This window comes from Streptomyces sp. SN-593 (genome assembly GCF_016756395.1).
GTDB lineage: Bacteria > Actinomycetota > Actinomycetes > Streptomycetales > Streptomycetaceae > Actinacidiphila > Actinacidiphila reveromycinica.
On sequence record NZ_AP018365.1, the window covers coordinates 3,952,687 to 3,979,661 of the forward strand.

Annotated in this window: 26 protein-coding genes, 1 tRNA gene and 1 other RNA gene; 10 read left to right on the top strand and 18 right to left on the bottom strand. The window is 72.7% G+C overall.

Features of this window, described 5'->3' with window-relative positions:
• The first annotated feature begins 182 nt into the window (after nt 1-182).
• From RVR_RS16540 to RVR_RS16555, 4 genes are all read left to right on the top strand, one after another.
• Nucleotides 183-944: a GNAT family N-acetyltransferase gene (locus RVR_RS16540; protein ID WP_202234593.1), complete on the top strand. Its 762-nt coding sequence runs from the start codon at nt 183-185 to the stop codon at nt 942-944.
• A gap of 97 nt (nt 945-1,041) precedes the next feature.
• Nucleotides 1,042-1,620 (top strand): TetR/AcrR family transcriptional regulator, encoded by a 579-nt coding sequence (locus RVR_RS16545; RefSeq protein ID WP_202234594.1) that lies wholly within the window; start codon nt 1,042-1,044, stop codon nt 1,618-1,620.
• A gap of 192 nt (nt 1,621-1,812) precedes the next feature.
• Nucleotides 1,813-2,322 (top strand): universal stress protein, encoded by a 510-nt coding sequence (locus RVR_RS16550; protein ID WP_202234595.1) that lies wholly within the window; start codon nt 1,813-1,815, stop codon nt 2,320-2,322.
• A 128-nt stretch (nt 2,323-2,450) separates the two neighbouring features.
• Entirely contained in the window at nt 2,451-4,295 is a 1,845-nt protein-coding gene (locus RVR_RS16555) for a S9 family peptidase (protein WP_430393139.1), read from the top strand.
• On the opposite strand, the gene RVR_RS16560 is transcribed toward RVR_RS16555, so the two are convergent.
• The 9 genes from RVR_RS16560 to ffs all read right to left on the bottom strand — a co-directional run bounded on the left by RVR_RS16560 (nt 4,275) and on the right by ffs (nt 14,923).
• The gene (locus tag RVR_RS16560) at nt 4,275-5,246 is read right to left on the bottom strand and encodes an SURF1 family protein (protein WP_202234596.1); all 972 of its coding nucleotides are present in this window, start codon (nt 5,244-5,246) and stop codon (nt 4,275-4,277) included. The genes RVR_RS16555 and RVR_RS16560 overlap by 21 nt on opposite strands.
• A gap of 289 nt (nt 5,247-5,535) precedes the next feature.
• Nucleotides 5,536-7,005: a hypothetical protein gene (locus tag RVR_RS16565; RefSeq protein ID WP_202234597.1), complete on the bottom strand. Its 1,470-nt coding sequence runs from the start codon at nt 7,003-7,005 to the stop codon at nt 5,536-5,538.
• Nucleotides 7,002-7,577: a SigE family RNA polymerase sigma factor gene (locus RVR_RS16570; RefSeq protein ID WP_346731457.1), complete on the bottom strand. Its 576-nt coding sequence runs from the start codon at nt 7,575-7,577 to the stop codon at nt 7,002-7,004. Before RVR_RS16570 ends, RVR_RS16565 begins: the two co-directional genes overlap by 4 nt.
• A gap of 435 nt (nt 7,578-8,012) precedes the next feature.
• Complete coding sequence (locus RVR_RS16575) at nt 8,013-9,287, bottom strand: aspartate kinase (RefSeq protein ID WP_202234598.1); 1,275 nt, start codon at nt 9,285-9,287, stop codon at nt 8,013-8,015.
• 219 nt (nt 9,288-9,506) lie between these two features.
• Complete coding sequence (locus RVR_RS16580) at nt 9,507-10,151, bottom strand: DUF5063 domain-containing protein (protein ID WP_202238709.1); 645 nt, start codon at nt 10,149-10,151, stop codon at nt 9,507-9,509.
• Between the two features lie 208 nt (nt 10,152-10,359).
• Complete coding sequence (recR, locus tag RVR_RS16585; protein ID WP_202234599.1) at nt 10,360-10,959, bottom strand: recombination mediator RecR; 600 nt, start codon at nt 10,957-10,959, stop codon at nt 10,360-10,362.
• A gap of 299 nt (nt 10,960-11,258) precedes the next feature.
• Nucleotides 11,259-11,594: a YbaB/EbfC family nucleoid-associated protein gene (locus RVR_RS16590; protein WP_202234600.1), complete on the bottom strand. Its 336-nt coding sequence runs from the start codon at nt 11,592-11,594 to the stop codon at nt 11,259-11,261.
• Nucleotides 11,595-11,871: 277 nt separating this feature from the next.
• Nucleotides 11,872-14,433, bottom strand: coding sequence for a DNA polymerase III subunit gamma and tau (locus RVR_RS16595; protein WP_237404789.1), 2,562 nt, complete (start codon nt 14,431-14,433; stop codon nt 11,872-11,874).
• 393 nt (nt 14,434-14,826) lie between these two features.
• Nucleotides 14,827-14,923: signal recognition particle sRNA small type (gene ffs, locus RVR_RS16600), an RNA gene on the bottom strand.
• A 72-nt stretch (nt 14,924-14,995) separates the two neighbouring features.
• Between ffs and RVR_RS16605 the strand changes: the two genes are divergently transcribed.
• A tRNA-Ser gene (locus RVR_RS16605) sits at nt 14,996-15,083 on the top strand.
• A 138-nt stretch (nt 15,084-15,221) separates the two neighbouring features.
• Nucleotides 15,222-16,214 carry a hypothetical protein gene (locus RVR_RS16610; RefSeq protein WP_202234602.1) on the top strand — a complete coding sequence of 331 codons (993 nt, stop codon included), beginning with the start codon at nt 15,222-15,224 and terminating at the stop codon, nt 16,212-16,214.
• A 67-nt stretch (nt 16,215-16,281) separates the two neighbouring features.
• On the opposite strand, the gene RVR_RS16615 is transcribed toward RVR_RS16610, so the two are convergent.
• From RVR_RS16615 to RVR_RS16625, 3 genes are all read right to left on the bottom strand, one after another.
• Nucleotides 16,282-17,502, bottom strand: a complete 1,221-nt coding sequence (locus RVR_RS16615; RefSeq protein WP_202234603.1) for a tyrosine-type recombinase/integrase — start codon at nt 17,500-17,502, stop codon at nt 16,282-16,284.
• Nucleotides 17,503-17,512: 10 nt separating this feature from the next.
• Nucleotides 17,513-17,818, bottom strand: a complete 306-nt coding sequence (locus RVR_RS16620; protein WP_202234604.1) for a helix-turn-helix domain-containing protein — start codon at nt 17,816-17,818, stop codon at nt 17,513-17,515.
• Nucleotides 17,819-17,943: 125 nt separating this feature from the next.
• A complete protein-coding gene (locus tag RVR_RS16625; protein WP_202234605.1) occupies nt 17,944-18,462 on the bottom strand; it encodes a helix-turn-helix domain-containing protein in 519 nt (172 codons plus the stop codon).
• A gap of 386 nt (nt 18,463-18,848) precedes the next feature.
• Between RVR_RS16625 and RVR_RS16630 the strand changes: the two genes are divergently transcribed.
• From RVR_RS16630 to RVR_RS16645, 4 genes are all read left to right on the top strand, one after another.
• Nucleotides 18,849-20,012, top strand: a complete 1,164-nt coding sequence (locus tag RVR_RS16630) for a DUF3631 domain-containing protein (RefSeq protein WP_202234606.1) — start codon at nt 18,849-18,851, stop codon at nt 20,010-20,012.
• A gap of 356 nt (nt 20,013-20,368) precedes the next feature.
• Nucleotides 20,369-21,373: a DUF2637 domain-containing protein gene (locus RVR_RS16635; RefSeq protein WP_202234607.1), complete on the top strand. Its 1,005-nt coding sequence runs from the start codon at nt 20,369-20,371 to the stop codon at nt 21,371-21,373.
• A 373-nt stretch (nt 21,374-21,746) separates the two neighbouring features.
• On the top strand, nt 21,747-22,220 hold the full coding sequence (gene mobC, locus RVR_RS39155; RefSeq protein ID WP_430393140.1) for a plasmid mobilization relaxosome protein MobC: 474 nt from the start codon (nt 21,747-21,749) through the stop codon (nt 22,218-22,220).
• Nucleotides 22,217-23,923 (top strand): relaxase/mobilization nuclease domain-containing protein, encoded by a 1,707-nt coding sequence (locus tag RVR_RS16645; protein ID WP_202234609.1) that lies wholly within the window; start codon nt 22,217-22,219, stop codon nt 23,921-23,923. The genes mobC and RVR_RS16645 overlap by 4 nt, the downstream gene beginning before the upstream one ends.
• Here RVR_RS16645 and RVR_RS16650 read toward each other — a convergent pair.
• The 6 genes from RVR_RS16650 to RVR_RS16670 form a co-directional block, all read right to left on the bottom strand.
• Entirely contained in the window at nt 23,898-24,158 is a 261-nt protein-coding gene (locus RVR_RS16650; protein ID WP_202234610.1) for a helix-turn-helix domain-containing protein, read from the bottom strand. The genes RVR_RS16645 and RVR_RS16650 overlap by 26 nt on opposite strands.
• A gap of 62 nt (nt 24,159-24,220) precedes the next feature.
• Nucleotides 24,221-24,343: a hypothetical protein gene (locus RVR_RS38610; protein ID WP_272933086.1), complete on the bottom strand. Its 123-nt coding sequence runs from the start codon at nt 24,341-24,343 to the stop codon at nt 24,221-24,223.
• A complete protein-coding gene (locus RVR_RS16655) occupies nt 24,340-24,918 on the bottom strand; it encodes a DUF6907 domain-containing protein (RefSeq protein ID WP_202234611.1) in 579 nt (192 codons plus the stop codon). The genes RVR_RS38610 and RVR_RS16655 overlap by 4 nt, the downstream gene beginning before the upstream one ends.
• A 39-nt stretch (nt 24,919-24,957) precedes the next feature.
• Nucleotides 24,958-25,749: a helix-turn-helix domain-containing protein gene (locus RVR_RS16660; RefSeq protein ID WP_202234612.1), complete on the bottom strand. Its 792-nt coding sequence runs from the start codon at nt 25,747-25,749 to the stop codon at nt 24,958-24,960.
• 33 nt (nt 25,750-25,782) lie between these two features.
• Complete coding sequence (locus RVR_RS16665) at nt 25,783-26,664, bottom strand: IS3 family transposase (protein ID WP_202233659.1); 882 nt, start codon at nt 26,662-26,664, stop codon at nt 25,783-25,785.
• Nucleotides 26,661-26,960: a transposase gene (locus tag RVR_RS16670; RefSeq protein WP_202233660.1), complete on the bottom strand. Its 300-nt coding sequence runs from the start codon at nt 26,958-26,960 to the stop codon at nt 26,661-26,663. The genes RVR_RS16665 and RVR_RS16670 overlap by 4 nt, the downstream gene beginning before the upstream one ends.
• Between the last annotated feature and the right edge of the window lie 15 nt (nt 26,961-26,975).

The window sequence follows — 26,975 nt, forward strand, 5'->3', positions numbered from 1 at the left end:
GCGCCGGCACCGGCACCGGCGCCCGCACCCGCACCCGCACCCGCACCCGCACCGACCACGGTCTCGCCGCCCCGGTCGCCGGCCTCCGCCGTACCACCCGTGCGGTCTGCGTCCACCACGGTCCACCCCGTCTCGTCCGCCATCCCTTGCGATCTATGACAGCCGTCATAATACTGGTGGCCATGACGACTGTCATAACGGGTACGCCGCAGTTCCCACCCGGCCCGCCGCCGTCCGGACGGGCCCCCGGCGGCAGCGCCGAATACGACGGCGGACCCGTCGGCGCGCACGACCCGCGCCCCGCGCCGCGCTGGCGGATCGAACCCGTACGGCCCGAGGACGGGCCCGCGCTCGCCGCGCTGTTCGACCGCTGCTCCGCCGAGACCGTCCGGCTGCGCTTCTTCGGGCTGCCGAGGGAGTTGCCCCGCCCGTACCTGGACGCGGTGCTCGCCGGCCGCCCCGCGTCGCACGACGCGGTCGTCGCGTACCCGCGGCCACCCGGCGGGCCCGATGCCCCCGCCTTCGAGGGCGGCCGCCCGGCGCCGGTGGGCCTCGGCAGCTTCGCGGCCGATCGCGGCGACGAGGCGGCAGACCCGCACCGGACCCCGGGCACCGACCTGGATTACGGCCGGCACCCCTGCCCGGTCGGCGAGTTGGGCCTGCTCGTCGTCGACGGCTGGCAGCGGCAGGGCGCCGGCGCGGCCATGCTCGACGTGCTGCTCGACCGGGCCCGGACACGCGGCGCGCGGCTCGTGTCGGCGTCGGTACTCCCGGGGCGGCAGGCGCTGTTGGGCGCGCTGGCCCGCCGGCTGCGGCCGGTGCGGACATCGTGGGAGGCGGACGCGCTGACCGGCGTCTATAGGCTGGACCCGGAGCGGCGGACGGAGGCGGCACACCATGGGAGCGACGGACGGACCGGGAACGGACGGCGGCCCGGCAACTGACCGGGCACCGGCGGACGATGGCGCTCCGACCCCGAGCGGAACGCGCCCGGAGGGGAACACGCCGGCGCCGACGCGGGCGTACGGCCCGCGCGAGCGCATGGTGTTCAGCGCGGCCCAGCTCATCCGCCGCGACGGCGTGAACGCCACCGGGATGCGCGAGGTCGCCGTCCACGCGGGCGCGCCGCGCGGCTCGCTCCAGCACTACTTCCCCGGCGGCAAGGAGCAGTTGGTCAACGAGGCCGTGGCGTGGGCCGGCCGCTACGCCGCCGGGCGGATCGGCCGTTTCCTGGCCGGGATGCCCGAGCCGACGCCGAGCGCCCTGTTCACCGCGATGGTCGGGCAGTGGACGCGGGAGTTCGACGCCGACGGGTTCCGCGCGGGGTGTCCGGTGGCCGCGGCCACCGTCGACTGCGCGGACTCCGCCGCCTCCACCCGCGAGGCCGCGGCCGCCGCCTTCGCCACCTGGAACGCGCCGCTCGCCGCCGCCCTCGCCGACCTCGGCGTACCCGCCGTGCAGGCACCCGCCCTGGCCACCCTCATGATCAGCGCCCTCGAAGGCGCGCTGCTCATCGCCCGGGCCGAGCAGTCGTCGGCGCCGCTGCACGCGGTCGCCCGCGAGCTGGGCCCGCTGCTCGACCTGCGCGCGGGCCTGCCGGCCCGTCCGGCCGCCGGCTGAGCCGCCCGAGCGCGCCGGGCGGTCCGTTCCGCCCCGCGCTCCATCCCGTCCGACACCACGTCCAACACCACGCCCGTTCCGTCCGGCAATGCGACGCGATGTCCCCTAGGGTGCTGCGTGCAGGGGCCGGACAGCGGTCCGGGTGCGGACCTCGCGGCGCGGCCGCGGAACGTAGCGCGTGAGGAGCAGGCCATGACGGAGCCGGTCGCCGGGCAGAGCGAGGCCACCAGTGCGCCCACCAGCGAGTCCGCGACGGAACACGGCCGGATCGTGGTCGGCGTCGACGGCTCCGACCCCTCCCTGCACGCGCTGCGCTGGGCCGACCGCCAGGCCGCGCTGACCGGGGCGTCCCTGGAGGCGGTGATGGCGTGGGAGATGCCCGCGTCGTTCGGCTGGGGCGGTGCGGTGCCCGGCCTCCCGGAGGACTACGACCTGGGCGGATCGGCGGCGCGGGCGCTCGGGGAGGCACTGGAGAAGGCCCTGCCGCCCGAGCGCGCCGCCACCGTGAACCCGGTGACCGTCATGGGCAACCCGGCGCAGGTCATCCTCGACCGCGGCGAGGGGGCGGAGCTGATCGTGGTCGGCGTCCGCGGCCACGGCACCTTCCGCGCGACCCTGCTCGGCTCGGTCAGCCACACCGTGACGCTGCACGCGTCCTGCCCGGTCGTCGTGGTGCGGGGCGAGGCGGAGCAGTCCGACTGAGGGGCTCGCGGCATCGGGGGCCGGCGGCGCCCGGGCCGGCACACGTCCCACCTGCGGCGTCACGAAGTTATCCACAGGCTGTGCGGGGAGCGGCACCGAAGGCGGGCCCGGCGGAGCATGATGGGGTCATGAACGAGATCACCGGGTCCGCCGTCGGGCCCATGTCGGAGACCGGCGCCATGCCGGCGTGGGAGACGCGGTTCCGCGCACCCCGGGTGGGGCTGCCGGAGTGGGCCGAGGACGCCCCGGACCGCAGCCTGTTCGTGTCGAACGTCACGGGGACGTACGAGCTGTACGCGTGGGACCGCACCACCGGCGGCCGCCGCCAGGTCACCGATCGGCCGAACGGCACGACGGACGGCACCCTCAGCAGGGACGGCGCCTGGGTGTGGTGGTTCTCCGACACCGACGGCGACGAGTTCGGCGTGTGGATGAAGCAGCCGTTCGGCGGCGGTGACGACATACCGGCCGCGCCCGGCCTTCCCCCCTCCTACCCCGCGGGCCTCGCGCTGGGCGTCGGCGGACTCGCCGTGATAGGCCGCTCCAGCGACGACGAGGGCACCTCCGTGCACGTCGTGCCCGAGTCCGGCGAGGGATACGAGATCTATCGGCACCCGGAGTCCGCGGGCGTCGGCGACCTGTCCGAGGACGGCACGCTGGTCGTGATCGAGCACACCGAGCACGGCGACGCGATGCACAGCGCGCTGCGGGTGCTGCGCGTCGCCGACGGCGGCGCGGTCGCGGAACTGGACGACACCGACGGCGGGCGGCGCGAGCTGGGCCTCGACTGCCTCGGCTTCGCCCCGGTGCCGGGCGACACCCGGCTCCTGGTCGGCCACCAGCGCACCGGCCGCTGGCTGCCGATGCTGTGGGACGTGGCCGACGGCACGCAGACCGAGCTGGCCTTCGACCTGCCCGGCGACGTGCACGCCGAGTGGTACCCGGACGGCTCCGCGCTGCTGGTGGTGCACGACTTCCACGCCCGCGGCGAGCTGTTCCGGTACGACCTGGCGGAGGGGACGCTGACCCGGCTGGACACCCCGGCGGGGTCGGTGAGCGGGGCGACCGCGCGGCCCGACGGCAGCGTGGAGTACCTGTGGTCGTCGGCCCAGTTGCCCCCGGCGGTGCGCTCGACCGCGGGCGGCGTCGTCCTGGAGGCGCCGGGGCTGCGCGCCCCCGAGTCGGTGCCCGTGGAGGACGTGTGGGTCGACGGACCGGGCGGGCCGATCCACGCACTCGTGCAGCGGCCGCCACGGCGGCCGGGCGAGGAGGGCGCGGCGCAGGCCCCGTTCCCGACGGTGTTCGAGATCCACGGCGGCCCCACCTGGCACGACTCGGACTCGTTCGCCGCGGGCCCCGCCGCCTGGCTCGACCACGGCTTCGCGGTCGTCCGGGTCAACTACCGCGGCTCCACCGGATACGGCCGGGAGTGGACCGACGCCCTCAAGCACCGGGTCGGCCTGATCGAGCTGGAGGACATCGCCGCGGTGCGGGAGTGGGCGGTCGGGTCCGGCCTCGCCGACCCGTCCCGGCTGGTGCTCACCGGCGGCTCGTGGGGCGGCTACCTGACCCTGCTCGGCCTCGGCACCCAGCCCGAGGCGTGGACGGTCGGCATCGCGGCGGTCCCCGTCGCGGACTACGCGACGGCGTACGCGGACGAGATGGAGGCGCTCAAGGCCCTGGACCGCACCCTGTTCGGCGGCTCCCCGCAGGAGGTCCCCGAGCGGTACGAGGCGTCCTCCCCGATCAGCCACGTCGAGAAGGTCGCCGCTCCGGTCTACATCAGCGCGGGCATGAACGACCCGCGCTGCCCGATACGCCAGATCGACAACTACGTGGAGCGGCTGCGCGCCCTCGACAAGCCGCACGAGGTGTACCGGTACGACGCGGGCCACGGCTCGCTGGTGGTCGAGGAGCGGATCAAGCAGGTCCGGCTGGAGCTGGCCTTCGCGCTACGCCACGTGGGCGGCTGACCCGACCGGCTCGGCGTCCCGGGTGCCCGCGGCCTTCCCGGGCTCCCGCTCCCCCGGGTCCCCCGGCCCGCCGTCCACGGCGTGCGGGGCGGGGGCGGCGGGGCCACCCGGCCGGCCGGAGCCGCCGGGTCCGCCCGGGCCGTCCGGTCCGTCCGGCTGGTCCGGAAGGATGCCGAGCGCGGCGTCGGCACGCGCCTCGGCCTCCCGGCGGACGAACCGGAACCACATGAAGACGACGAAGCCCGCGAAGACGAACCACTGCCCGGTGTAGCCGAGGTTCTGGAACGCCTTGAGGTCGAGGCCGCTGTTCGGCGCCGCCGCCGGGGGCACGGCGACCAGCGGCTTCGCGGGGTGGTTGGCGGTGATCCATCCGTTGTAGACGGAGTAGGGCAGCACGTTGACCAGGGATGCGCCGCTGATGATGCCGATCTGGTCGGTGGGCAGCGCGCCGCTGGTGTCCACGCCGCTGGTCTCGGTGGTCTCCGGGTACTGCACGGCTCCGGTGACCGTCACCTGCCCGGCGGGCGGGGCCGGCACGCTGCCGGCGCGGGCGGCGGTGCCGGCCTTGCCCGGCAGCCAGCCGCGGACCACCGGGAGCGCGGCGCCGTCGGACAGGCGCAGCGGGGTGAGGACGTAGTAGCCGTCGCGGCCGTCGAGGAGGCGGTCCGGGACGAGGAGTTGGTGGGCGGCGTCGTAGCGGCCGGTGGCGCTGACGATCCGGCCGGTGTCGTCGCTGCCGACGGTGGAGCCGGTCGTCGGCAGCACCCGCGCCAGGGGCACCGGCGCCGCGGCGGCGGTCCGCTTCTCGTCGTGCTCGGCGGTCTTGTGCTGGTCGACCCGCATGTCGAACCGGCTGAGCTGCCAACTGCCCATGAACACGCAGACCGGTACGGCCAGCAGTGCGAGCAGGCTGACGGCCAGCCATCGCGGGGTGAGCAGGAACCGGTACACGCCACCACGTTACGGGGCGGGCCCGGGCGGGCCGCAACCGCCCCCGGCGGCCCCGGGCGGGCCTGCCGCCGCGGCCGGCCCCGCGCCTGCTCACGGGCGTGACGGCCTGATCCGCCGCCCCGACCGTGCCCCGTCCCGCCGCTCGACCCGCCGTCCCGACCCGCCGGCCGGGACCGCCGCCCCGACCCCGCGGCCGGGACCGTCCCAGACCGGCGGCGTGGGTGGAGCGCGTGCCCGGCGCGGGGGTCAGGTTCGTGCCTGCCCTCCCGGCGGGCCGGGAGGAGGCCGGCTACGGGACGACCCCGCCGCTCGGCTCGGCGATCGGGGGCGTCGTGTAGACGGTGCCCGCGCAGGCGCCCTGGATGACCGGGCCGACGACCAGGGGCGCGCCCGCGGCCGGGGTGTGGTCCAGGGTGACGCTGGGCGGGGAGGACGTGGGGGGGACGCCGTCGGCGGGCAGGGCGCTGCCGCTGGAGGAGCCCGTCCCGGTTCCCTGGTCGCTGCCCTGCGTGCTGGTCGTGGTCGGCGTCGGGGTCGAGGAGGTGGGAGGCGTCGAGGTGGCGACGCACCCGGCGGCGCTCCCGGTCGGCACCCAGGCGAAGGCGACCTCGTAGTCCTGGCCGGGGCCGAGGACGATCGGGGTCCCCGACATGGCGGCGGGCAGGCCGGACGCCGGGTCGCCCTGGGTGTGGCTGACGACCTGTATGGCGGCCTGCTCCGCGGAGCCGTGCGCCACGGCGCGGACGACACCGGCGCTGGGCACGGTGCAGGACGTGGCGGAGACGTTGCTGACGCGGAACCAGCCGTAGACGCGGCCGTCGGCGTCGGGGCTGTCCGCCGCGCTGGCGCCCTGGCCGAGCTGGCTGCTGGAGCAGTCCGGCACCGTGGAGCCGGTCGTGGACGGGGGGCTGCTGGGGCCGGTCGGCTCGTCGGAGGGCGTGGGCGAACTGCCGGGCGCGTGCGTGACCGAGCCGGACGGGTTCACGGAGCCGCCCTTGTGGTGGCCGCCGGTGCCGGGCACGACCGTGTAGGAACTCCCGACGCCGACCGGGGCGGCCGCGGTGTGGTGCGTGCGGTCGGCGACCCGGAGGACGGCGGGCACGGACACGCACACCAGCAGCACGGCAGCGGCGGCGCCGAGCATCGCCTGGCGGCGGCGCTGCCGGCGCAGCGGGACGGCCCGCCGCAGGTGTTCCAGGGCGTCCGGGGAGGCGTGCAGCCCGTCGACGGCCTGGTGCATGAGGGCCCGCAGCGCGGCCTCGTCCGAGGTCAGGTCGTCCAGGTCGGTGACCGCGCCGTCGGGCGTCACGTCATGGGTGGCGGGTGCGGCGGGTGCCGCCGGTGCCGCGGGAGTGGCCGGGGTGGCGGACAGGGCACGGGCCGGGGCCGGCTGCTCCGACTTCGGAGCCGTCGACTCCTCCCGCGCGGTCGCCTCGTCGGGCCGCGCCTCGTCCGGCCGGGCGCCGTCCGACTGTGCCTCGGCCGACTGTGCTTCGTCCGGCCGCGCCTTGCCCGGCCGCAGGCCGGAGGGCATCGCCTCGTCGGGCTGCGCGTCGTGCGGGTCTCGGGGGGTCTGCTCGTCCATCTCGGGTGCGTCGTCGTCGGGGCCCTCGGGGCCGTGGGTACCGCTGGGGCCGCCGGAATCGCCGGAATCGCCGCAACCGCCGGAGCCGATCGGCCCCTTGAGGTCACGGGGCTCGCCGAGCACGCGGGGTTCGCGGGCGTCGCCGGGCTCGCGGGATTCGTGCCGAGGTGTCATGACGTCGCCTCCATCGCGACCCTCAGCGCGGCAAGACCACGCGAACCGTACGCCTTCACCGAGCCGAGCGAAATCCCCAGGGTCTCCGCGACCTGCGCCTCGGTCATGTCCACGAAGTAGCGCAGCACGAGCACCTCGCGCTGGCGCCGCTGCAACGTGCGCATCGCGGCCTTGAGCTGGTCGCGCTCCAGGATCTCGTACGCGCCCTCCTCCGCGCTGGCCATGTCGGGCATCGGCTTGGCCAGCAGCTTGAGGCCGAGGATGCGGCGGCGCAGCGCCGAGCGGGAGAGGTTGACCACGGTCTGCCGCAGGTAGGCGAGGGTCTTCTCGGGGTCGCGCACCCGGCTGCGGGCGGAGTGCACCCGGATGAACGCCTCCTGGACCACGTCCTCGCAGGAGGCGGTGTCGTCCAGCAGCAGCGCGGCCAGCCCGAGCAGCGAGCGGTAGTGGGCGCGGTAGGTCTCGGTGAGGTGGTCCACAGTGGTGCCGACGGCCGTCGCCGCGTCCGTACCGTCCCGGCCGACTCCGTCCTGCTGGGCACCGGCCACCCGTACCGGCCAGGGCGCGATCACCGGCAGACCGCCGGTCGCCGCACGCGAGGGCCGCGGAGGCGCGATCGTTCCCCCGCGCCGCCCGAATCCCGTCTCGATCCCCCATGCGTCCGCCACGCCAGTTGGACACGCATCCCCCGGCGAGGGTTGTACGGGCACGGCACTTCGCTCGACGGAGTGCCACATATCGCCATGCGTACCAGCTCTTCCTCAATGCCGCGCGTCGCCGCGTGGTGCTCCGCGTCGCCACACCTCACCACGCGATGCCCCACCCGCACCGACCGCCCCCGGGCCGGCGTTCGGTGTGCACCACCCTAGGGGAGCCGCTGTGCGCCCCGCCGGTCTCCTGAGCCCCAGCACCCCTACGGCCGTGCGTCGACACAAAGACGCTCCCCCGCGGCCATCGGTTGCGGCCGCGGGGGAGTCGATCGTCCGGCAACGCGCCCCGGACCGGCCCTAGCGGCCGGTACCGCCGTACACGACCGCCTCGTCGCTGTCGCTGTCGAGCCCGAACGCCGAGTGCACCGCCTGCACCGCCGGCTTCACGTCGTCGATCCGGGTGACCACGGAGATCCGGATCTCCGAGGTCGAGATCAGCTCGATGTTCACCCCGGCGTTCGACAGCGCCTCGAAGAAGGTCGCCGTCACGCCCGGGTTGGTCTTCATCCCGGCGCCGACCAGCGACAGCTTGCCGATCTGGTCGTCGTAGCGCAGGGAGTCGAAGGCGATCACCGTCTGCGCCTTGGTGAGCGCCTCGATCGCCTTGTGCCCCTCGGCCTTCGGCAGGGTGAAGGAGATGTCGGTGAGGCCGGTGGCCGCGGCCGACACGTTCTGCACCACCATGTCGATGTTGATCTCGGCGTCCGCGATCGCCCGGAAGATCGTCGCCGCCTCGCCCGGCTTGTCCGGAACGCCGACGACGGTGATCTTCGCCTCGGTCGTGTCGTGGGAAACGCCGGAGATGATCGCCTGCTCCACTGGCCTGTCTCCTTGGGGTGGTTCGTTGCTGACCCAGGTGCCCGGAAGCCCGGAGAACGAGGAACGGACGTGGATCGGGATGTTGTAGCGGCGGGCGTACTCCACGCAGCGGTGCAGCAGCACCTTCGAACCGGAGCTGGCCAGCTCCAGCATGTCCTCGAAGGCGATCCAGTCCATCTTGCGGGCCGTCTTCACCACCCGCGGGTCGGCGGTGAACACCCCGTCGACGTCCGTGTAGATCTCGCACACCTCGGCGTCCAGGGCCGCGGCCAGCGCCACCGCGGTGGTGTCGGAGCCGCCGCGCCCCAGCGTGGTGATGTCCTTCTTGTCCTGCGAGACGCCCTGGAAGCCGGCCACGATCGCGATGTTGCCCTCGTCGAGCGCGGTCCTGATCCGGCCCGGCGTCACATCGATGATCCGCGCCTTGTTGTGCACCGAGTCGGTGATCACGCCCGCCTGGCTGCCGGTGAAGGACTGCGCCTCGTGGCCGAGGTTCTTGATCGCCATCGCCAGCAGCGCCATCGAGATGCGCTCGCCGGCGGTCAGCAGCATGTCGAACTCGCGGCCGGACGGGATCGGCGAGATCTGCTCGGCCAGATCGATCAGTTCGTCCGTCGTGTCGCCCATCGCCGACACCACGACGACCACGCGGTGGCCGGCCTTCTTGGTGTCCACGATGCGGCGGGCGACCCGCTTGATGCCTTCGGCATCGGCGACTGAGGAGCCGCCGTACTTCTGCACGACAAGGCCCACGTGCGCTCCTCGCTCAGGGTGGATCAAGGGTGAATGCGGTCGGCCCAGTTTAACGAGCCACCGCCGACCGCCCCGCCCTTATCACATACTGAGACATGAGGTTCACCTGTTGATCAGGTTCGCGTGGCCGGGCCGCCCCCGTACACCGGCCCACCGGCTCACCGGTCCGGCCTCGTCCACCGGTAAGCCGGTCAGCCGGTGCGCCGGTGCGCCCGCCCCTCAGCGGCCGCCGCGGCGGCGCAACCCCATCGTGCCCAGCTCCGCCTCCATCACCCGGCCCGCCTCGCGCGCCAGCTGCTCCTCGTCCTCGTCACCGCCCGTGTCCAGTCCGTCCAGCTCGTCCAGCGGGCTGTCCTGCCGCACGTGTGCCACCAGCGACTGGAGGGCCCGCAGCGACGCGCTCGCCGTCATCCCCCAGCTCGACAGGTAGGAGAACTGCCACCACCACAGCGCCTCCGACACCCGGCCGGCCCGGAAGTGGGTCAGGCCGTGGGCCAGGTTCGCCACCACGTCGGCGAGGTCGTCGGAGATCCGGCAGGCCACCGGCGTCGACCTCGGGACGTACGGGTCGAAGACCTCCGAGTACACGTCGATCGGCTCCAGCAGCGTGGCCAGCCGCTGCCGCAGGTCGTCCTCGTCGGGCTCCGGTCCGGCGTCCGGTTCGTACCGCTCGTCCGGCACGATGTCCTCGTGCGCGCCGAGCCGGCCGCCGGCCAGCAGCAGTTGTGAGACCTCCAGCAGCAGGTAGGGCACCGCGCTGTCCGGGTCGTCGCCCTTGGCGACCTCGCGGACCGAGAGGATGAAGCTCTCGATCTGGTCGCCGATCTGCACGGCGAACTCGTCCGGCTCCTGCGGCACCGGCACCGGTCCCGGCGCGTCCGGCCGCCCCAGGGCGCCGCCCTGGTCCGCGCCCGCGCTCCCGGTCCCGCCCTCGGCCGTCGCGCCCGCGCCCGTACCTGCTCCCGCCACGCTCACGTTCCCACCGCTCCCGTCTCCACGGCTTCCCTCTCCACGGGGGCCCTTCCCGGGCGTCCCGCTCCTCCTCGCCCGCGCGCCCTCGCCCACCGTCGCGTCAGACATCCAGCAACCGCCTTCCTTCGAAGGCCCGCCCCAGCGTGACCTCGTCCGCGTACTCCAGGTCGCCGCCCACAGGAAGCCCACTGGCCAGTCTCGTGACGCGCAAACCCATGGGTTTCACCATGCGGGCCAGATACGTCGCCGTCGCCTCGCCCTCGAGGTTCGGGTCGGTGGCCAGGATCAGCTCGGTGACGGTGCCGTCGGCGAGGCGGGCGAGCAGTTCCCGTATCCGCAGGTCGTCGGGGCCGACGCCCTCGATCGGGCTGATCGCGCCGCCCAGCACGTGGTACCGCCCGCGGAACTCCCGGGTGCGCTCGACCGCCACCACGTCCTTGGGCTCCTCGACCACGCAGATCACCGCCGGGTCGCGCCGCGGGTCACTGCACACCCGGCACCGCTCCTCCTGCGCGACGTTCCCGCACACCGCGCAGAACCGCACCTTCGCCTTCACCTCGGACAGCGCGTGCGCCAGGCGGCGCACGTCGGCCGGGTCGGCCTGCAGGATGTGGAAGGCGATCCGCTGCGCACTCTTGGGACCCACGCCAGGCAGCCTGCCCAGCTCGTCGATCAGGTCCTGCACCACGCCTTCGTACACGCCGTGCCTTCCTTCGGATCTGCCGGGCCCGCGGGCCTGCGGGGCGGGGAAACGGTGAGGGATGAGTAGGGGTTCGGGGTTCGGGGTTCGGGGGTCGGGAGCCGGAGGTCTGACGGGGCGGACGCGAAACGGGTTCCCCGGGTCCGGTGGTCGGGTCCTCCGGATCCGTCCGGGTCGGGTCCCTCCGGATCAGGTCCGCCCGGGTCCGTCCGGGTCCGGTGGCCGGTCACCGGCAGCCGGGCGGCCGACCGGTCAGGCGGCACCCGGTCGCGGAGCCCGCGGCCGGACGCCCCGCGAGGTCAGAACGGCAGCCCGGGCATCCCGCCCAGCCCCTGCGCGAGCGGGCCGAGCTTGTCCTGCTGGAGCTTCTGCGCCGACTCGTTCGCGTGGTGCACCGCGGCCACCACCAGGTCGGCGAGGGTCTCGGTGTCGTCGGGGTCGACCGCCTTCGGGTCGATGACCAGTCCGCGCAGATCGCCCGCCCCCGTCACCGTCGCCCGCACCAGGCCGCCGCCCGCCGTGCCCTCCACCGTCGTCTCGGCCAGCTCCTGCTGGGCCGCCGCGAGATCCTGCTGCATCTTCTGCGCCTGCTGGAGCAGTGCCTGCATGTTCGGCTGACCACCACCGGGGATCACGGAATCGCTCCTGCCTGTGCCGTCTGTTGTCGACGCCCTGCGAGTCCTACGGCTCTACGGGCGACCACGGGACTGCCGCGTGTTTTACGTGACAGGGCGAGCCTACGTGCTCGTACGGCCCAGCGCCCTACGCCGTACGGAGGATCGGCGCGGCGCGCACCCCTCCGCGGGGCGCGGGCACGCCCCGCCCCGTGTCGCACCCCCGGGGCGGGAGCCGTACCGCGCTCCGGGGTGGGAGCCGTGCCCACGTCCGCGCCGGGCCCGGGCGGACGTCGGCTCAGTCGTTGCTGATCTCCTCGATGACGGTCGCGCCGAGGCCCTTGATGAACAGGTCGTGGCCGCTGAGCACCGTCTCCACCAGCTCCGGGTCGTCCTCCTCGGGGATGTCGTCCTCAAGGGGCGGGGGCTCGCCGAAGGCGGGACCGCCGGCGTACGACCGCGCGTCGCCCGCTCCCGGGCCGCCGCCCTGGCCGCCACCGGCGGGGCCGGGCGCGCCGCCCCCCTGGCCCTCCCTGCGGGGCGCGGGCGGGGCGGGGGACGTCGGGGCCGAGCCGTAGCCGGAGGAGCCTCCCGGCGCGCCGCCCTGGCCGTACGGTGCCTGGCCCGCGGGAGGCTGGCCGGGTGTCTGGGCCGCCGGGCCGGGGCCTTGCGGCTGCCCCTGCGCCTGGCCCTGCTGCTGACCGGGGCCCTGGCCCGGTGCGCCCGGTGCGGGACCGCCCGGGCCGCCCCCCTGGCCGGGGCCACCGGGTGCCTGCGTCCGCGGGGAGCCGCCACGGCCTCCCCCGCCCGCGGGACCACCGCGCCCGCCGAGGTCTCCCCCGCCGCCCGGGTCCACCAGGGTCTCGATCTTCCAGTTCGCCCCGGTCACCGTGCCGATCGCCTGCTTCAGCACGTCCTCGCTGTCGCCGTTGGCGAAGCTGTTGCGGGCACCGGGGTTGTCGAAGCCGAGTTGGAGCGTCTCGCCGTCGAAGCCGACGACCCGGGCGTTGTTGAGCAGCAGGATCCAGGTGAGGCGGCGGTGCTTGACGGCGTCCAGGATCTGCGGCCACAGCTCGCGGACGCGCGTGGGGTCGCCGATGGGGGCGCCGGACGCCCCGGACGGGGGCCCGCCGGCCGGCGGGCCGGAGGGCGCCGGCCGGTACGGCGCGGGCGGGGGCGGAGAGGAGGGGGAGGACGGGGAGGACGGCTGGGACGGGCCGGCCGTGGTCGGCCACGCGCCCGGGCGGGCGGGGCCTGACGGGCCGGCCGGACCGGTGGGGGCCGCGGGCGCGGCCGGGGCGCCCGGGGAGGCGGCCGTCGGCCACGCGCCCGGGCGGGGGGCGGCGGGAGCGGGGCCCGTCAGCGCGGAGGGCTGCTGGGGTGTTTCCTGCGCGGGGGCCGGAGCCGGAGCCGAGGCCGGGGTGGGGCTCGGCGCGGGGGCGGCGGGCGGGGGTCCGGTGGGTGCGGGCGCGGTGGGTCCGGGCGCGGGCGCTCCTGGGCCCGCCGCCGTACGGCCCAGGGCCGCCCTCGCCGCGGCCGGGCCGGAGGGACCGGCGGGGACGGACGGAGCGCCGCCGTATCCCGCGCCGCCACCGCCACCGCCACTGCCAGCGCCACCGACATCGCCGCTGTCGCCGCCCGCGCCGTACACCCCGCCGCCGGGCGCCGCCGGGCCGCCGCCCGCGGGGGCACCGCCGCCGAGGCTGACCCCGCGTTCCAGCCGCTCCAGCCGCGCCTGCAACGAGCGCTCGTCGTCGTACGCGGCCGGGAGCAGCACCCGGGCGCAGATCAGCTCCAACTGGAGCCGGGGCGAGGTCGCGCCGCGCATCTCCGTCAGCCCGGTGTTGACCAGGTCGGCCGCGCGGCTCAGCTCGGCGGCGCCGAAGACCGACGCCTGCGCCTGCATCCGCTCGACCACGTCCCGGGGCGCGTCGATCAGCCCCTTCTCCACCGCGTCCGGCACCGCGGCGATGATCACCAGGTCGCGCAGCCGCTCCAGCAGGTCCGTGACGAACCGGCGCGGGTCGTGCCCGCCCTCGATCACCCGGTCCACGATCCCGTAGACCGCCGCGCCGTCGCCGGCCGCGAAGGCGTCCACCACCTCGTCGAGCAGCGCGGCGTCGGTGTAGCCGAGCAGCGCCGTGGCCATCGCGTACGTGACGCCGTCGGCGGCCGCGCCGGCCAGCAACTGGTCCATCACCGACATCGAGTCGCGCACCGAGCCGGCCCCGGCGCGCACCACCAGCGGGTAGACCCCGTCCTCGACCCGGATCTCCTCGCGCCCGCACACCTCGGCGAGGTAGTCCCGCAGGGTCCCGGGCGGCACCAGCCGGAAGGGGTAGTGGTGCGTCCGCGACCGGATCGTGCCGATGACCTTCTCGGGCTCGGTGGTCGCGAAGATGAACTTCAGGTGCTCCGGCGGCTCCTCGACCACCTTGAGCAGCGCGTTGAACCCCGCCGACGTGACCATGTGGGCCTCGTCGATGATGTAGATCTTGTAGCGGCTCCCGGCCGGCCCGAAGAACGCCTTCTCGCGCAGGTCGCGGGCGTCGTCCACACCGCCGTGCGAGGCCGCGTCGATCTCGATCACGTCGATCGACCCGGGGCCGTTCCGCGCCAGGTCCCGGCAGGACCGGCACTCACCGCACGGCGTCGGCGTCGGCCCCTGCTCGCAGTTCAGGCAGCGGGCCAGGATCCGCGCGCTCGTCGTCTTGCCGCAGCCGCGCGGACCGCTGAACAGGTACGCGTGGTTGACCCTGTTGTTGCGCAGCGCCTGCTGCAACGGGTCGGTGACATGCTCCTGCCCGATGACCTCGGCGAAGGTCTCCGGCCGGTAGCGGCGATACAGAGCGAGGGACACGCTCCCGAGGGTATCCGGGCCCACCGACACCGCGCCCCACCCCGCGTCCCGCCACCCACACGAAGCGGCTGCGCCGCGGCTTCCCCACCCCCCGCGGCCCCGTACGAGCGGACCGCGTCGGCGCCGCCTCCGCGCGGGTACGAGGTATGCGGGTACGACATATACGGAGCGGCCGCGCGGAACCGTACGGGCGTGTTCCCGCGGCCTTCCCGGGTCGGTCGTTCCGCGTGCGGCGCCCTGGCAGCCAGGCGTCCCGTCCATCCGGCACCCGGTTCGGGAACCCCGCGCCCGCCGGCCGGCACCCGCCACCAGCATCCGCCGCCGACACCCGGCACCCACCGGCACCCGGCACCCGGCACCCGGCACCCGGCGGCCCTCATCGACCCCCGGACATGCGAAGACCCCTCACGCACCCGCCAGAGCTCACCTACCCTTGCTGCCTTCCGGCCCTGGGGGAGTTCAGCGAGATAGCGCCACGCGAGGGGCTGTGCCCACCCTACCCCACCCGCCCCCCGCCGAACGAGTTCGCAACCACCCCCGTCCACCCTGTAATGTCTCCCCCGGAGGATTCGCCTAGTGGCCTAGGGCGCACGCTTGGAAAGCGTGTTGGGGGCAACCCCTCACGAGTTCGAATCTCGTATCCTCCGCCAGTGCCTCACCGGGCACGACGTCGAAGGGCCCCACCGCTCGCGGTGGGGTCCTTCGACGTCGAGGGTTGCAGTTTGGGTTGCAGTTGGCCTTCGGGGAAGCCGCTGCTTCCAGGCGTGAACAGCAGCTACGGTCCAGCCATGGAAATCCGCTCAGAGGTACAGCTGGCTCCCGTTGCCGACGAGGTGTCGGCGATCACCGCCGTGGTCCGGCCGATTCTGGAGGGCATCCTCTACTCCCTGAAGCAGGACGTCGTAGCAGAAGCCGGTGGCTACGACGAGCTCAAGTTGCACATGCTTGCTCGTCTGCAGCGCCCTGGTGACGGCGACTGCGGGATCTGCTTCGAGTACGCGGTTCACGACGCCCTCAACCGCCAAGAAGCGGGGGTGGTCGAGCGAGTATCTGACGCCTTGGGCCTGTGCAAGGTGCCGGGGCAGACAATCGACTCGATCCTCTTCGGAGCCGAGAAGACGGGCTCTCTGCAGTTGATCGACACCGTCGAAGAGCGATTGACCTGGGACTCCTCGCTTCTCTCGGGAACGAAGGGCCGACCCGTGAAGCTCAAGCGGCACATCAATGCGGTAGCCGCCGCCCTCCGTAAGAAGTCGGCCCGCGACTTGCTGCCCCAGAGCATCGCAGGGTTGTGGAAGGCTGACCTGTTCCTGGGGTCAAGCGACTCTGACAAGTGGGTCGGGACGACGGTGAAGATCAACCCGAGCGCACTAGAAGGGGCTCGCGGGCTGCGCATCGGGGTCGTGCCGTCCCGGCAGGGCACTTCCGATGCAATCAAGATAGACGCAGGAAAGAACCTCGTCGTCTGCCCCATACCTTACGACGGCAGCTTCATGGAGGTCTTCTACCAAGGGTGGGAAGTCGTGCGGCAGTTCATCGCAGCCGACGCACGGCTGCCGCAGGAGGTTAACCTCCCTCGGCCAGCACAGCGCGAGGTGGCACGGTACTTGGCGGATCGTCGGGCGTACCCCGTCCTCGCAGTAGTCCAGGCGCTTCAACCGCTCTCGCAGCCACATCTGCTGGAAACCAGTGAGTCGGCCGCCAGGCTCGTTCGGGCCGGCGGTGTCTCTGACGTGATCGAGACGTCGTCATTCATTGCCCCAGTTCCGAAGTCAGACTGAGCCGCGGGGTGCGCGAACCTATCTCACCCATAGGCACACGCACCCCGTAACATCCGCCGGAGCAAGGTCAGCGGACTTCTGACCACAGCAGTCCGCCGACCTTGGCGGCGGTGTCCTTGAGGACGCGGTTGGTCAGGTGCTGGTAGCGGCGGCGCATGCGGGCGGACTGGCCGGGTTCCCAGCCCATGATCGCGTCGACGACGGTGTCGGGGACGCCGAGGATGAGCAGGATGGTGCCGGCGGTGTGGCGCGCGTCGTGCAGTCGGCCGTCGCGGAGACCGGCCGCCTCCAGCAGCTCTTTCCACTTGTGGTGGTCGGTGTTGGGGTTGAGCGGCTCCCCCGTCGGTGAGGTGAAGACGTATCCCTTCTCGACCCACAGGTCGCGGGCAATGCTGCGCTCCCTGTCCTGTTTGTCGCGGTGCTGGAGGAGGAGCTTCATCAGCTCGTCGGGGACGCCGACGGGCCGACGTCCGGCGCGGGACTTGGTCTCCTTCGTCTCGCGCCGGACGTTGATCTTCTGCGGGCAATAGCCGGGCTTGCGACCGCACGTGTCGCCGCAGCCGTGCTGGTAACGGGGCCGCAGCCGACCGCGGTGGACGACGAGCACCCCGTGGTCGAAGTCGACGTCCGTCCACTTGAGGCCGAGCACCTCGCCCTGCCGAAGCCCGAGCGCGAGGGCGATGACCCACCGCGCGGCGTTCCGCTGTCGGCCAGCCACCTCCAAGAGGCGCTGCACCTCCTCCACGGTGTAGGGCACCACCTCTTCCTCGACCAAACGAGGTGCCTTGGCGATGGTGGCCGGGTTCTCGGTCAGGTGGCGGCGGCGCCTGGCCTCGTTGAGGGCGGCGCGCACGGTCCGGTGAACCTGGTGGGCGGTCCCTGCCGAACTACCGTTGGCCTGCATCTTCTTGTAGAAGCGCTCCAGGTGCTCAGGCTCCAGCTTCGCCAGGCGGTGTGCGCCCAGGCCGGGTATGAGGTGGTGATAGACGGCGACGCGGTAGCCGTCGATGGTGTTCTCGGAGACGTGAAGGGCCGCGATGTTCTCGACCCAGTGGGTCAGCCAGGACTCGACCGTCCAGGTCTGGCCGGCCTTGCGGACACGGCCCGCGTCGCGCTCCTTCTCCAGCGCGCGGACGGCCTTGGTGGTGTCGGCGCGGGTCTTGCGCTTGATGTGGCGGCGGTCGGGCTTGCCATTGTCCTTGACGCCGACGGTGACGTAGCCGTGCCAGTTGCCGTCCTTGCCGAGGTAGATGGATGAGGCGCCGTTGGGCTGTCGGGACTTGGTCATGACAGCCCCCTCAAGCCGCGAGGGCGACGGTCGAACGGGCAGGCTGCGTGCGGGCGGCGACGTACTCGTTCAGCGCCTCGGCCGGGATACGGCACAGGCGGCCTATGGTCACGGACGGGATCTCACCGGAGGCGAGGAGCGCGTACATCGTGGTCCGGCCGACGCCGAGCCGACGAGCGGCCTCCTCGACGGTGAGCGCGACCAGTGTGGGGTCGGACGCGTCGGGAGCGCTGGCCCGGATGAGGTCCAGGAGGGCCTGCGGGCTGACGCCGAGGGCGTCCGCGAGCAGGGAGATAGGCAGAGGTGTTGCAGACATGGGGGTACCTCTCGGCGGCGCGAGGGCAACGCGCCGTCGTGGTTGCTGTGCGGGATGGGCGGTGTGGAAAAAGGTCCGCCGGTCGGCCCTCGGCGTTCGTAGCGCCGGGGGCCAAGCGGGAGCGGCTACTCGGAGGCGGAGGGACCCGCGTCCTTGCGGAGGGGGTCGCCGGGCGAGTTGGGGGCCGGGTAGAACGTCAGCGCGTCCCCGGAGGGCGTGACATCGACGCCGAGACGTTCGGCGATCTCGTCGTACTCGCGCTCGGCTTCTTCGAGGCGCCCCTTCGCGGCGTCCGCGAGGTCCTGGGCGGCTCTCCACTCCTTCTCGAGGTCCTGGAGGCGGAAGCCTGCCTCCTGCAGCTCGTAGTGGGGATCGTCCGGGTTGGCCACGGCCTGGGTCATGAAGTACTCGGCTGGCAGGTTCAGCGCCTTCGCCAGGCCGATGACCTCGTCGAACTGGATGGCCCGGGTGCCGTTCTCGATCTTGGCGACCTGGGTCTGGTGGAACTTGAAGCCGAGGCGCCTCATGCGCTCGGCGACATCGTCCTGGGACAGCCGGGCGGCCTTCCGCATGACCTTCAGGTTGTGCGCCACCAGGGCCTCCCCCTCGCTGGGGATGAGGTGGCGCTCCTTGGGCTGTTTCATGCTCGCCTCCTCTCGGTCGAACCGACGCCACACTGGATGATCGTCAAACTGTACCAGCATGGAATTGCCAACCGCAAGTCGCATACACCGATAAGCGACCCAGATCACACACACATCCCACCTGCTTATATGCGCTGTCGGAAACGTAGAGTCAACCGCTCATCGGTTTGACTGGCGGACGTCGGTCGTGATAGAAATGTTCTCACAGCCTGAAAATCCCAACCTGAAGGAGGTTGAACGCGGCGGTCCCGCCGCCGGAGAACGACAAAACCCCCGGCGCTACGAACACCGGGGGCCGATCGGAAGCCTCGACACCGCCCATCCCTGGACAGCAGAACCAACGACGGACCGGGTTGCCCCCCGGAGCCGTCGGGTGAGGAATCTCCATGCACGACGATACCCGCCCCAAGCCCGTCCGCCCAGACGAACCGGAGCACGCGGCCACCACCGGCCACGGCGCGGTCCTCCTGGACCAGCTCAAGGCGGCGATGGCCGACTTCGTGATCCTGCCCAGCGAGGAGTCGCTGGACGCCGTCGTGCTGTGGGCCGCCGCGACCCACCTGCAGCCCTCCTGGCAGCACGCCCCGCGCCTGGCCGTGGTCGGCCCCGCGAAGCGCTGCGGCAAGTCCCGCCTCCTGGACATCCTGACCGAGACCGTCCACAACCCCGTCATCACGGTCAACTCCACCGCAGCCGCCATCTTCCGCTCCATCACCGAGGAGCCCCCGACCCTGCTCGTGGACGAAGCCGACACCATCTTCGGCAGCCCGAAAGTGGCCGAGAAGAACGAGGAGATGCGCGGCCTGCTCAACGCCGGGCACCAGCGCGACCGCTACGTCCTGCGCGTGGTCGGCAACGACCACACCCCGCACCGCTTCCACACCTTCGCCATGGCCGCGCTCGCAGGAATCGGCGACCTCCCCGACACGATCATGGACCGCTCCATCGTGGTCCGCATGCGCCGCCGCGCCGCAGGCGAGCGCGTCAGCCCCTACCGCACCAAACGCGACAGCCCCACCCTGCACGAACTCCGCGCCCGCCTCGCCCAGTGGGCAGCCTCCCTGACCGAGCATGCCCTCCGCCTGGAGCCGCCCATGCCGGTCGAGGACCGCGCCGCCGACACCTGGGAACCCCTGGTGATCGTCGCCGACCTCGCAGGCGGCCTCTGGCCCGACCGCGCCCGGCACGCCTGCGCCCACATGGTCGCGGCCGAAGCCGCAGCGGAGCAGGACAACCCCAGCAACGCCCGTATCCTCGCCGACATACGGCGGATCTTCCACGCCAAGGGCGAGCAGGAGCACCTGAGCACCGACGAGATCCTGTTCGCGCTGAACGGCGACCCCGAGGCTCCCTGGGCCGAGTACGGACGCGGCGGTCTGACACCGCGCGGCCTCGGCGCGATGCTGCGCGAGTACGGCATCAGCTCGGGCAACGTGCGCGTGGGCGAGATCCAGCGCAAGGGCTACACGCGCGGCAAGTTCACCGACGCCTGGAAGCGCTACTGCCCCGGCGTCCACCCCCTCGGCGCCCCGCAGGCCGACGCGGGCTGACCGGCCACCGGTTCCCCTGCCGCCCGAGCGACCACCGCGCGAGCGCGGCCGGGACCGGCCCGAGCCGCACACCCGTCTTCTGCCGTCCCAGCCGTCCCAGCCGCAAAACCGCAGCTCACAGGCCCCGAAGGCGGGACGGCTATCCGTCCCAAGACGGATGACGATCCGTCCCACCGCCTCGGCGGACAGCCCGCACGCACCGAGCCACCGGCTCCTCCGGTCGCGTCCGCGTGCCGTCCCGGACGGCAGCCGCACCGCTGGCCGTACCGCCCCTGACCTGCGGTTGCAACGGCAAGACGGCAAATACGGCACACCGCACCTCCCCCATACGCCTCCCCCGCAAGGACACCTTCATCATGCCCGACACCGCCATACCCACCGCCGATCCGGCAGGGCCGGCCAGCCCCCACCGAGCCACCTGGTGGGACCGGCTCGCGATCATCCTGCTCGGCTTCGCCGGTTGCGCCCTGTCCTTCGACGCGCTGCGGCAGATGGCCACCGCCGTCCACGTCCGCCCCCAACTGACCTACCTCTTTCCCATCGTGATCGACGGCTTCATCGCCTACGGCGTACGCGCCCTGCTCGTCCTGCGCGCAGCCCCGCTGCCCGCCCGCCTGTACGCCTGGTCCCTGTTCATCACCGCCACCGCCGCCAGCATCTGGGCCAACGGTCTGCACGCCCTCGACCTCAACCAGCCCGGCACCGTCAACCTCCACCTCGGCGACACCACCGTCACCGTCCTGTCCGCCATCGCACCCCTCGCCCTGGCCGGTGCCACCCACCTCCACATCCTGATCACCCGCTACGGCGGCGGCACCGCCCACGCCCACAACCCGGCGTACGGAACCGCCCCGCCGGTTCCGTACCAGCGCCACCAGGCCGACGAAACGCCCCCTCCGGCCGCTCACCAGGTACCGAAGCACCTCGCGCCGTACGACCCGCCGGAGCCCCGGCAGGCCCCGTCCGCGCAGACCGCCGACGTGGATACGGCGGCCAGCCGGAATGCCGGAGACGTCGATCAGGACAGCGCCGCGGGAAGCACAGCACCGGCCGGAACACCGCTGGACGAGCCCGAAGACGCAGATGGGGAGCAGGACGGGGATTCCGTACCGCGCGCCCAGCGGCAGGGCGGGCGCCCCCCGATGGCGACGCTGGAGCAACTGGCCGAGGTGATCGCAGCCGCCCACCCGGACCCCGACTCGATCACACGCGACAGCGCCCGCGCAGCCGTGATCGAAGCCCAACTGGGCGCCGGAACCAACCGCCTCACCGAGGCCATCACCCTGGTCCGCACCGCAGCCCAGCCCCGCCAGCACCCCGACCGGCCGGACGACCAGCAGCCACTCGCTGAACAGACCTGAACCCCATCCGGACCACCACAGCCCCCACGGACCAGTAGGCCGGCGCGGCTGCCGACACCTCGGCAGCCGCGCCCCCACCGGCCCCTATCCCACAACCCCGGTCTGGCCAAACCGTCGATCCCGGCAACCATCGCCAGCACCGCCGACCCACGAACGGAGCCACCTCGTGCGCAACCCCTTCCGCACCCAGCACGACACCCACGCCACTCCCCTCAACCCACAACGCCAGAACGGGGAGCAGGCCCTCAGCACTCCGATAACCTCCCGGAGCAGCAGTGGCGTTGACCTGGGGAACGACAACGACGGAGCAAGTTGTGCGATCGGACACTCCCCCGTAGGGGGAGCGCCCGGTACGCGGTCCTGCGCCCCGGGGGTGGCGCAGGAGTCCGGCCGCCAGGGGGCGGCCGGGGCGGGGTGCGGGGCCGAGGACGGCCCCGCACCAGGGACAAGCGCGACGCGTGCGCGTTCGCAGCGCCGTACCCGTGCGCGTCAGAACAAGCAGCGCGCCGCCGTCAGTGTCCGCCTGAGCACCACCGAGCGCGCTTCGGTGAAGGCTGCCGCCGACCACGTCGGTGCGAGCCTGGCGAAGTTCATGGCGAACGCCTCGCTCGCCGCCGCCCACGACATCGACCGTGTCGCGGCGAACCTCCTGGACCTGCGCGGCACCATCCGCGAACTCGTCGCCGCCCGCACCGACCTGGCCCGCATCGGGAACAACGTCAACCAGATCGCCCGCGCCTTCAACTCCGGCGCCGACCCCATCGGCGCCGAGGCCGCTCTCGCCGACGTCCGCCGCGCAGCCACCCGGCTGGAGGCCGCCGCCCAGACACTCGCCGAGCGCGCATGATCCCCTCCATCCACAAGGCAGGCTCCAACACTCCGGGGGCGATCGGCTACCTCTACCGCACCGGCCGCGGCCACGAAGCCCACACCGACCCCCACCTCATCGCGTCCCTCGACGGGCTGGCCCCCGACCCCGCATGCGACCCGAACACCACGTTCAAGCAGCTCGCCGACTACCTCGACCTGCCCGTCCAAGCCATCGACCCCGCCGAACGCCCCGCCCGGCACGTCTGGCACTGCTCCGTCCGTGCCGCCCCCGAAGACCCCCACCTCGCCGACGCCCAGTGGGCGGACATCGCGCGCCGCATCGTCCACGCCACCGGCATCGCCCCCGACGGCGACGACGCCGCATGCCGGTGGATCGCCGTCCGCCACGCCGACGACCACATCCACATCCTCGCCACCAAGGTCCGCCAGGACGGCACCAAACCCCGCGACTCCTACTCCTACAAACGCGCCCAAACAGAAGCCCGCCGCATCGAAGCCGACTACGGACTGCGCCGCGTCACCCCCGGCGACGGCACCGCCGCCAAACGCCCCACCCGCGCCGAAACGGAGAAGGCCCACCGCACCGGCCGCGCCCGCACCCCACGCGAGCAACTCCGCACGATCGCCCGGACCGTCGTCGCCGTGTCCACCAGCACCGAGGAATACCTGCACCTGCTGGCCGGAAGCGGCGTCCACGTCGAGGTGCTCCGCTTCCCGTCCGGCGACATCCGCGGCTACAAGGTCGCCCTCGACGGAGACACCAACGCCGCCGGCGAGCCCATCTGGTTCTCCGGCTCCACCCTCGCCCCCGACCTGTCCTACCCGCAGATCCGCGACCGTCTCACCGCTGCCGAACCCACCGCCGCCGCCGGCCCAGGCACCCGCCGAACCGACCCGTGGCACCAGGCCACCGCCGCCATCGAACGCATCCCCCACCACCTGGACGGCACCGACGACAAGGCGTCCCAAGCCCACATCGCGGCCTTCGCCGAAGCCCTCGACGCTCTCCCCATCACCGCCCCGGTGAACCTGCGACCCCAACTCCGAGAAGCAGCCCTCGCGTTCGAGCGCGCCAGCCGCTCCCGCATCGCTGCCGACCACCAGCACGCCCGCGCCCTACGAGGAGCCATCCGCGCCATCGCCCGCCAGCCCACCACCAGCGACGGCACCGGCCTGGTGATGTTCCTCGACGCCGCGATCCTCGCCGTCATCGCCATCCAGCGCTGGCACACCGCCCGCCACCACGACCAGCAAGTCACCGCCGCGCACCACACCCTCATCGAGTTGCAGACCGTGTACGACCACGCCGCCGCGGCACCGCTGACCGCCCTCACCCACCGCACCCCCGCACAGCCGACCGTCGAACGCTGGAACCACCTCATCCAGCAGGCCGTCCCCACCCACGCCGAACAGATCCTGGCCGCCCCCGTCTGGCCCGCCCTGGCCGCCACCCTCACCGACGCCGAAACCGCCGGCCACGACCCCACCCGACTTCTCCACCAAGCAGCCGACCAACGCGCCCTCACCGACGCCCGCTCCCCGGCCCACGTCCTCATCTGGCGTCTCCAGCGCCTGGCGCAACGCCCCGTCCCCAGCCCGCTAGCCCAAGCTGCGATGGCCCGCAGCACCCTCACGGCCCGCCGAACCCCGCCCGCAGCCAGCACGACGCCAACTCCCACCGGCAGGAGCGACGTCAACCACCAGCACCGGCATCGCTGACCCCTCGCTTGCGTTCCAGGACCACCAGGGGGCAGTTCAACGCCGCAGCGATCTTGACCAGGTTGGTGGGTGTGGCGTTGCGCCAGCCCGACTCGATGTCTCCCATGAGCTGCTCGGAGATCCCCACCCGACTGGCGAGGGCCCGCTTGGTCAGTCCTGCCTTCTCACGGGCCCACGTGACGGCCTCCGGTTCTTGGCACAGCCTTCTGGGCCGAGCCCGAGCACGTGACGGCATCCCTGCTCCCCAGATAATCGATCGCGGACCCCCGCGCAGCTGGTCTGCCGTGCGGAACAGAATCACGGGACGGGCTGGCCGGCGATGGCCAGGCCGAGGACAAGTCCACATGCGAGGGCCAGGAGCGCGATCAGCGCGATGCCGGTCCAACCGGCGATGAGGGCGGTCTTCCAGTGGCGGATCACGGCAGCTCGGCCTTGCTCGGGCTGCTCGCGGGGGCCGTGGGATGACGAGCGGCCCAGTCCTCGCGAGCGGCGATCAGGCCGGGGAGGACGGTGTTCTCGAAGTAATCGGCCTGAGTGCGGATCTGGGTAGCGAAGCGCGCCAGGTCAGCGGGGGCCAAGCCCTCGAAATCCCACGCGTCGACGACCGTCAGCGAGGCGCTGGGGACCCGTTCGTGCGGCTGCGGGGCGTGGGGGTGGCAGGCGATCTGGGCGGCGAACATCACTCTGGTCGACTCGCGGACGCGGGTGCCGTTGATGTCGATGTCGAGGGTGGCGGGCGGGAGGACCGGGTCGACGGGCAGCATCGTGTAGTGGGCGTAGCCGCGCAGGTAGTTCACGGCCTGGTCCAGCGTGATGTCGGTGTCGCTGGGGTTGTCCTCGGACCAGCCGGGCTGGTGGCCGGTCAGGGTGATGCCCTCAACCGTGGTGATCGTCCAGGTACGCGGCGCGTGCTCCGCCGGTGGCGGCGTCATGGTGGGGTCCGGTTCGGGGGGCCGTGTCGTGGTGGGTTTGGTGAGCAGGATCGTGGGGCTCATGGGCGACAGCTCCTGTTTGGAGATACGGGAGTTGGTGGGTCAGCAGGTGGTGGTGCGGAGGGTGTGGAGGTGTTCGATGGTCTGGGTGGGGGTGAGGGCGAGGTCGCGTAGTTCGTCGTAGAGGCGGCTGAGGTGTTCGATGTCGTCGGGGTCGTCGGTGATGTGGTCGGTGAGGGTGCCGTGGGTGTAGGCGAGGGTGGTGCCGACGCGGAAGGACAGCAGTTGGAGGGGGCCGCGTAGGTCGTGGGGGCCGGCGTGGAGGGGGAGGAGTTGGAGGGTGACCGCGGGCTCGTGGGCCGTGGCGATCAGGTGGTCGAGTTGGCCGTCCCAGGTCGCCTGGTTGCGGGCGCCGCGGTGGAGGACCAGTTCGTCGAGGACGGCGCGGTAGCGGACGGGACGGGGTGTGGTCGCGGTGAGGCGGGCTTGGCGTTCGCGGAGCGCGTTGAGCTGCGCGGCCAGGACTTCCGGTGACTGCGGGTGGGTGGTGGCGAGGTGCTCTTCGGCGTAGGCGGGGGTCTGGAGCAGGGCGGGGACGGTGGTGAGGGCGTATGCGCGGATGCTGGTCGCGGCTGCTTCCAGGGCGGTGAGTCCGCCGGCCGCGCGTTTCGCTTCGCGCTTGGCCAGCAGCCACAGCCCGGCGAGCAGGTCCCCGGTGCCGTAGAAGCGGTCCAAGGTCTCGGCGACGAGCATGTTGCCCAGCCGCCCTCCGGTCTCCAGGCGGTGGAGGTAGGACTGCTCGTAGTGACACCGATCGGCCAACTCAACCAAGGACAGGCCAGCCTTCGCGCGCAGGAACGCGAGATGGTGGGCATACAGGGCGCGAGCGCTCACCTGAAGTTTCCCCGTGATCTCGGACACTCGTTCTTACGCGGCGAGGGTGTGTCGTTGTCGGGTCTCTTGCGGGGTCAGATAGCCCCAGTCGGGGTGCTTGCGTAGCCGACGGCGGTTGTAGAAGGTCTCGATGTAGGAGAAGACCGCGGCGCGGGCGGTGGCCCGGTCGGGCCAGGTCCGGGTGCCGATCTCGGCTTTCAGGACTGCCCAGAAGCTCTCGGCGGCGGCGTTGTCGTAGCACGAGCCGGTGCGTCCGGTGCTTACCTTCATGTCCAACTCGGTAACTGCCGTTCGAAATTGGGCTGAGGTGTATTCGCTGCCGCGGTCGCTGTGTGCGATACAGCCGGGTTCCAGGCGGCCCCGGTCGTGGGCCATGTGCAGGGCGTCGACGACCAGGTCGGCGCGGTGGTGGTCGGCCATTGACCAGCCGACGACCTCGCGAGTGGCCAGGTCCAGCCAGCAGGCCAGGTAGAGCCAGCCCTGCTCGGTAGGCAGGTAGGTGATGTCGCCGACCAAGCGGGTCCCGGGGCGGTCGGCGGTGAAGTCGCGGCCGATCAGGTCCGGTGCGGGCCGGGCCTGCTTGTCCGGGCGTGTCAGCGACCTGCGGTGGCGGCGGGTGATCCCGGCGATGCGGCGTTCACGCATCAGCCGCTCGACCCGCTTGTGGTTCACCGCGTGCCCCAGTCGCCGCAGCTCGGCATGTACGCGCGGGACGCCGTAGGCGCCCCGGGAGGCGAGGTGGATCACAGTGATCTCGTGCGCGAGTGCGTCATCGGCACGCAGCCGCGCGCCCCGGGCGACCTGCCCCTCGGCCCACGCGTAGAAGGAGGAGCGGTGCACTCCGAGAATGCGGCACAGCAAGGTGACCGGGTAGGTGGCCTTCTCCGCCGCGATGAACCGGTAGACCTCGCTCACCGCTCGCTCTCCCGCGCGAAGAAGGCCGTCGCTTTTTTCAGGACCTCGATGGTCCTTTGCTGTTCGATGTTCTGCCGGCGCAGGCGCCGCAGTTCCTCGTGCTCGGCACCGGTCAGCTCGCCCGGGCCGCCCTCACCGCGGTCGATCTGGTCCTGCTTGACCCAGCTCCGCAGGCCCTCCGGGCTCACGCCCAGATCCCGGGCCACCTCGGTAACCGTCTTGCTGGAGGATCGGGCCAACGCCACGGCGTCCCGCTTGAACTCCTTCGAGTACCGCTTCCCTGCTTTGTTGCTCACCTGGCACTACTTCCT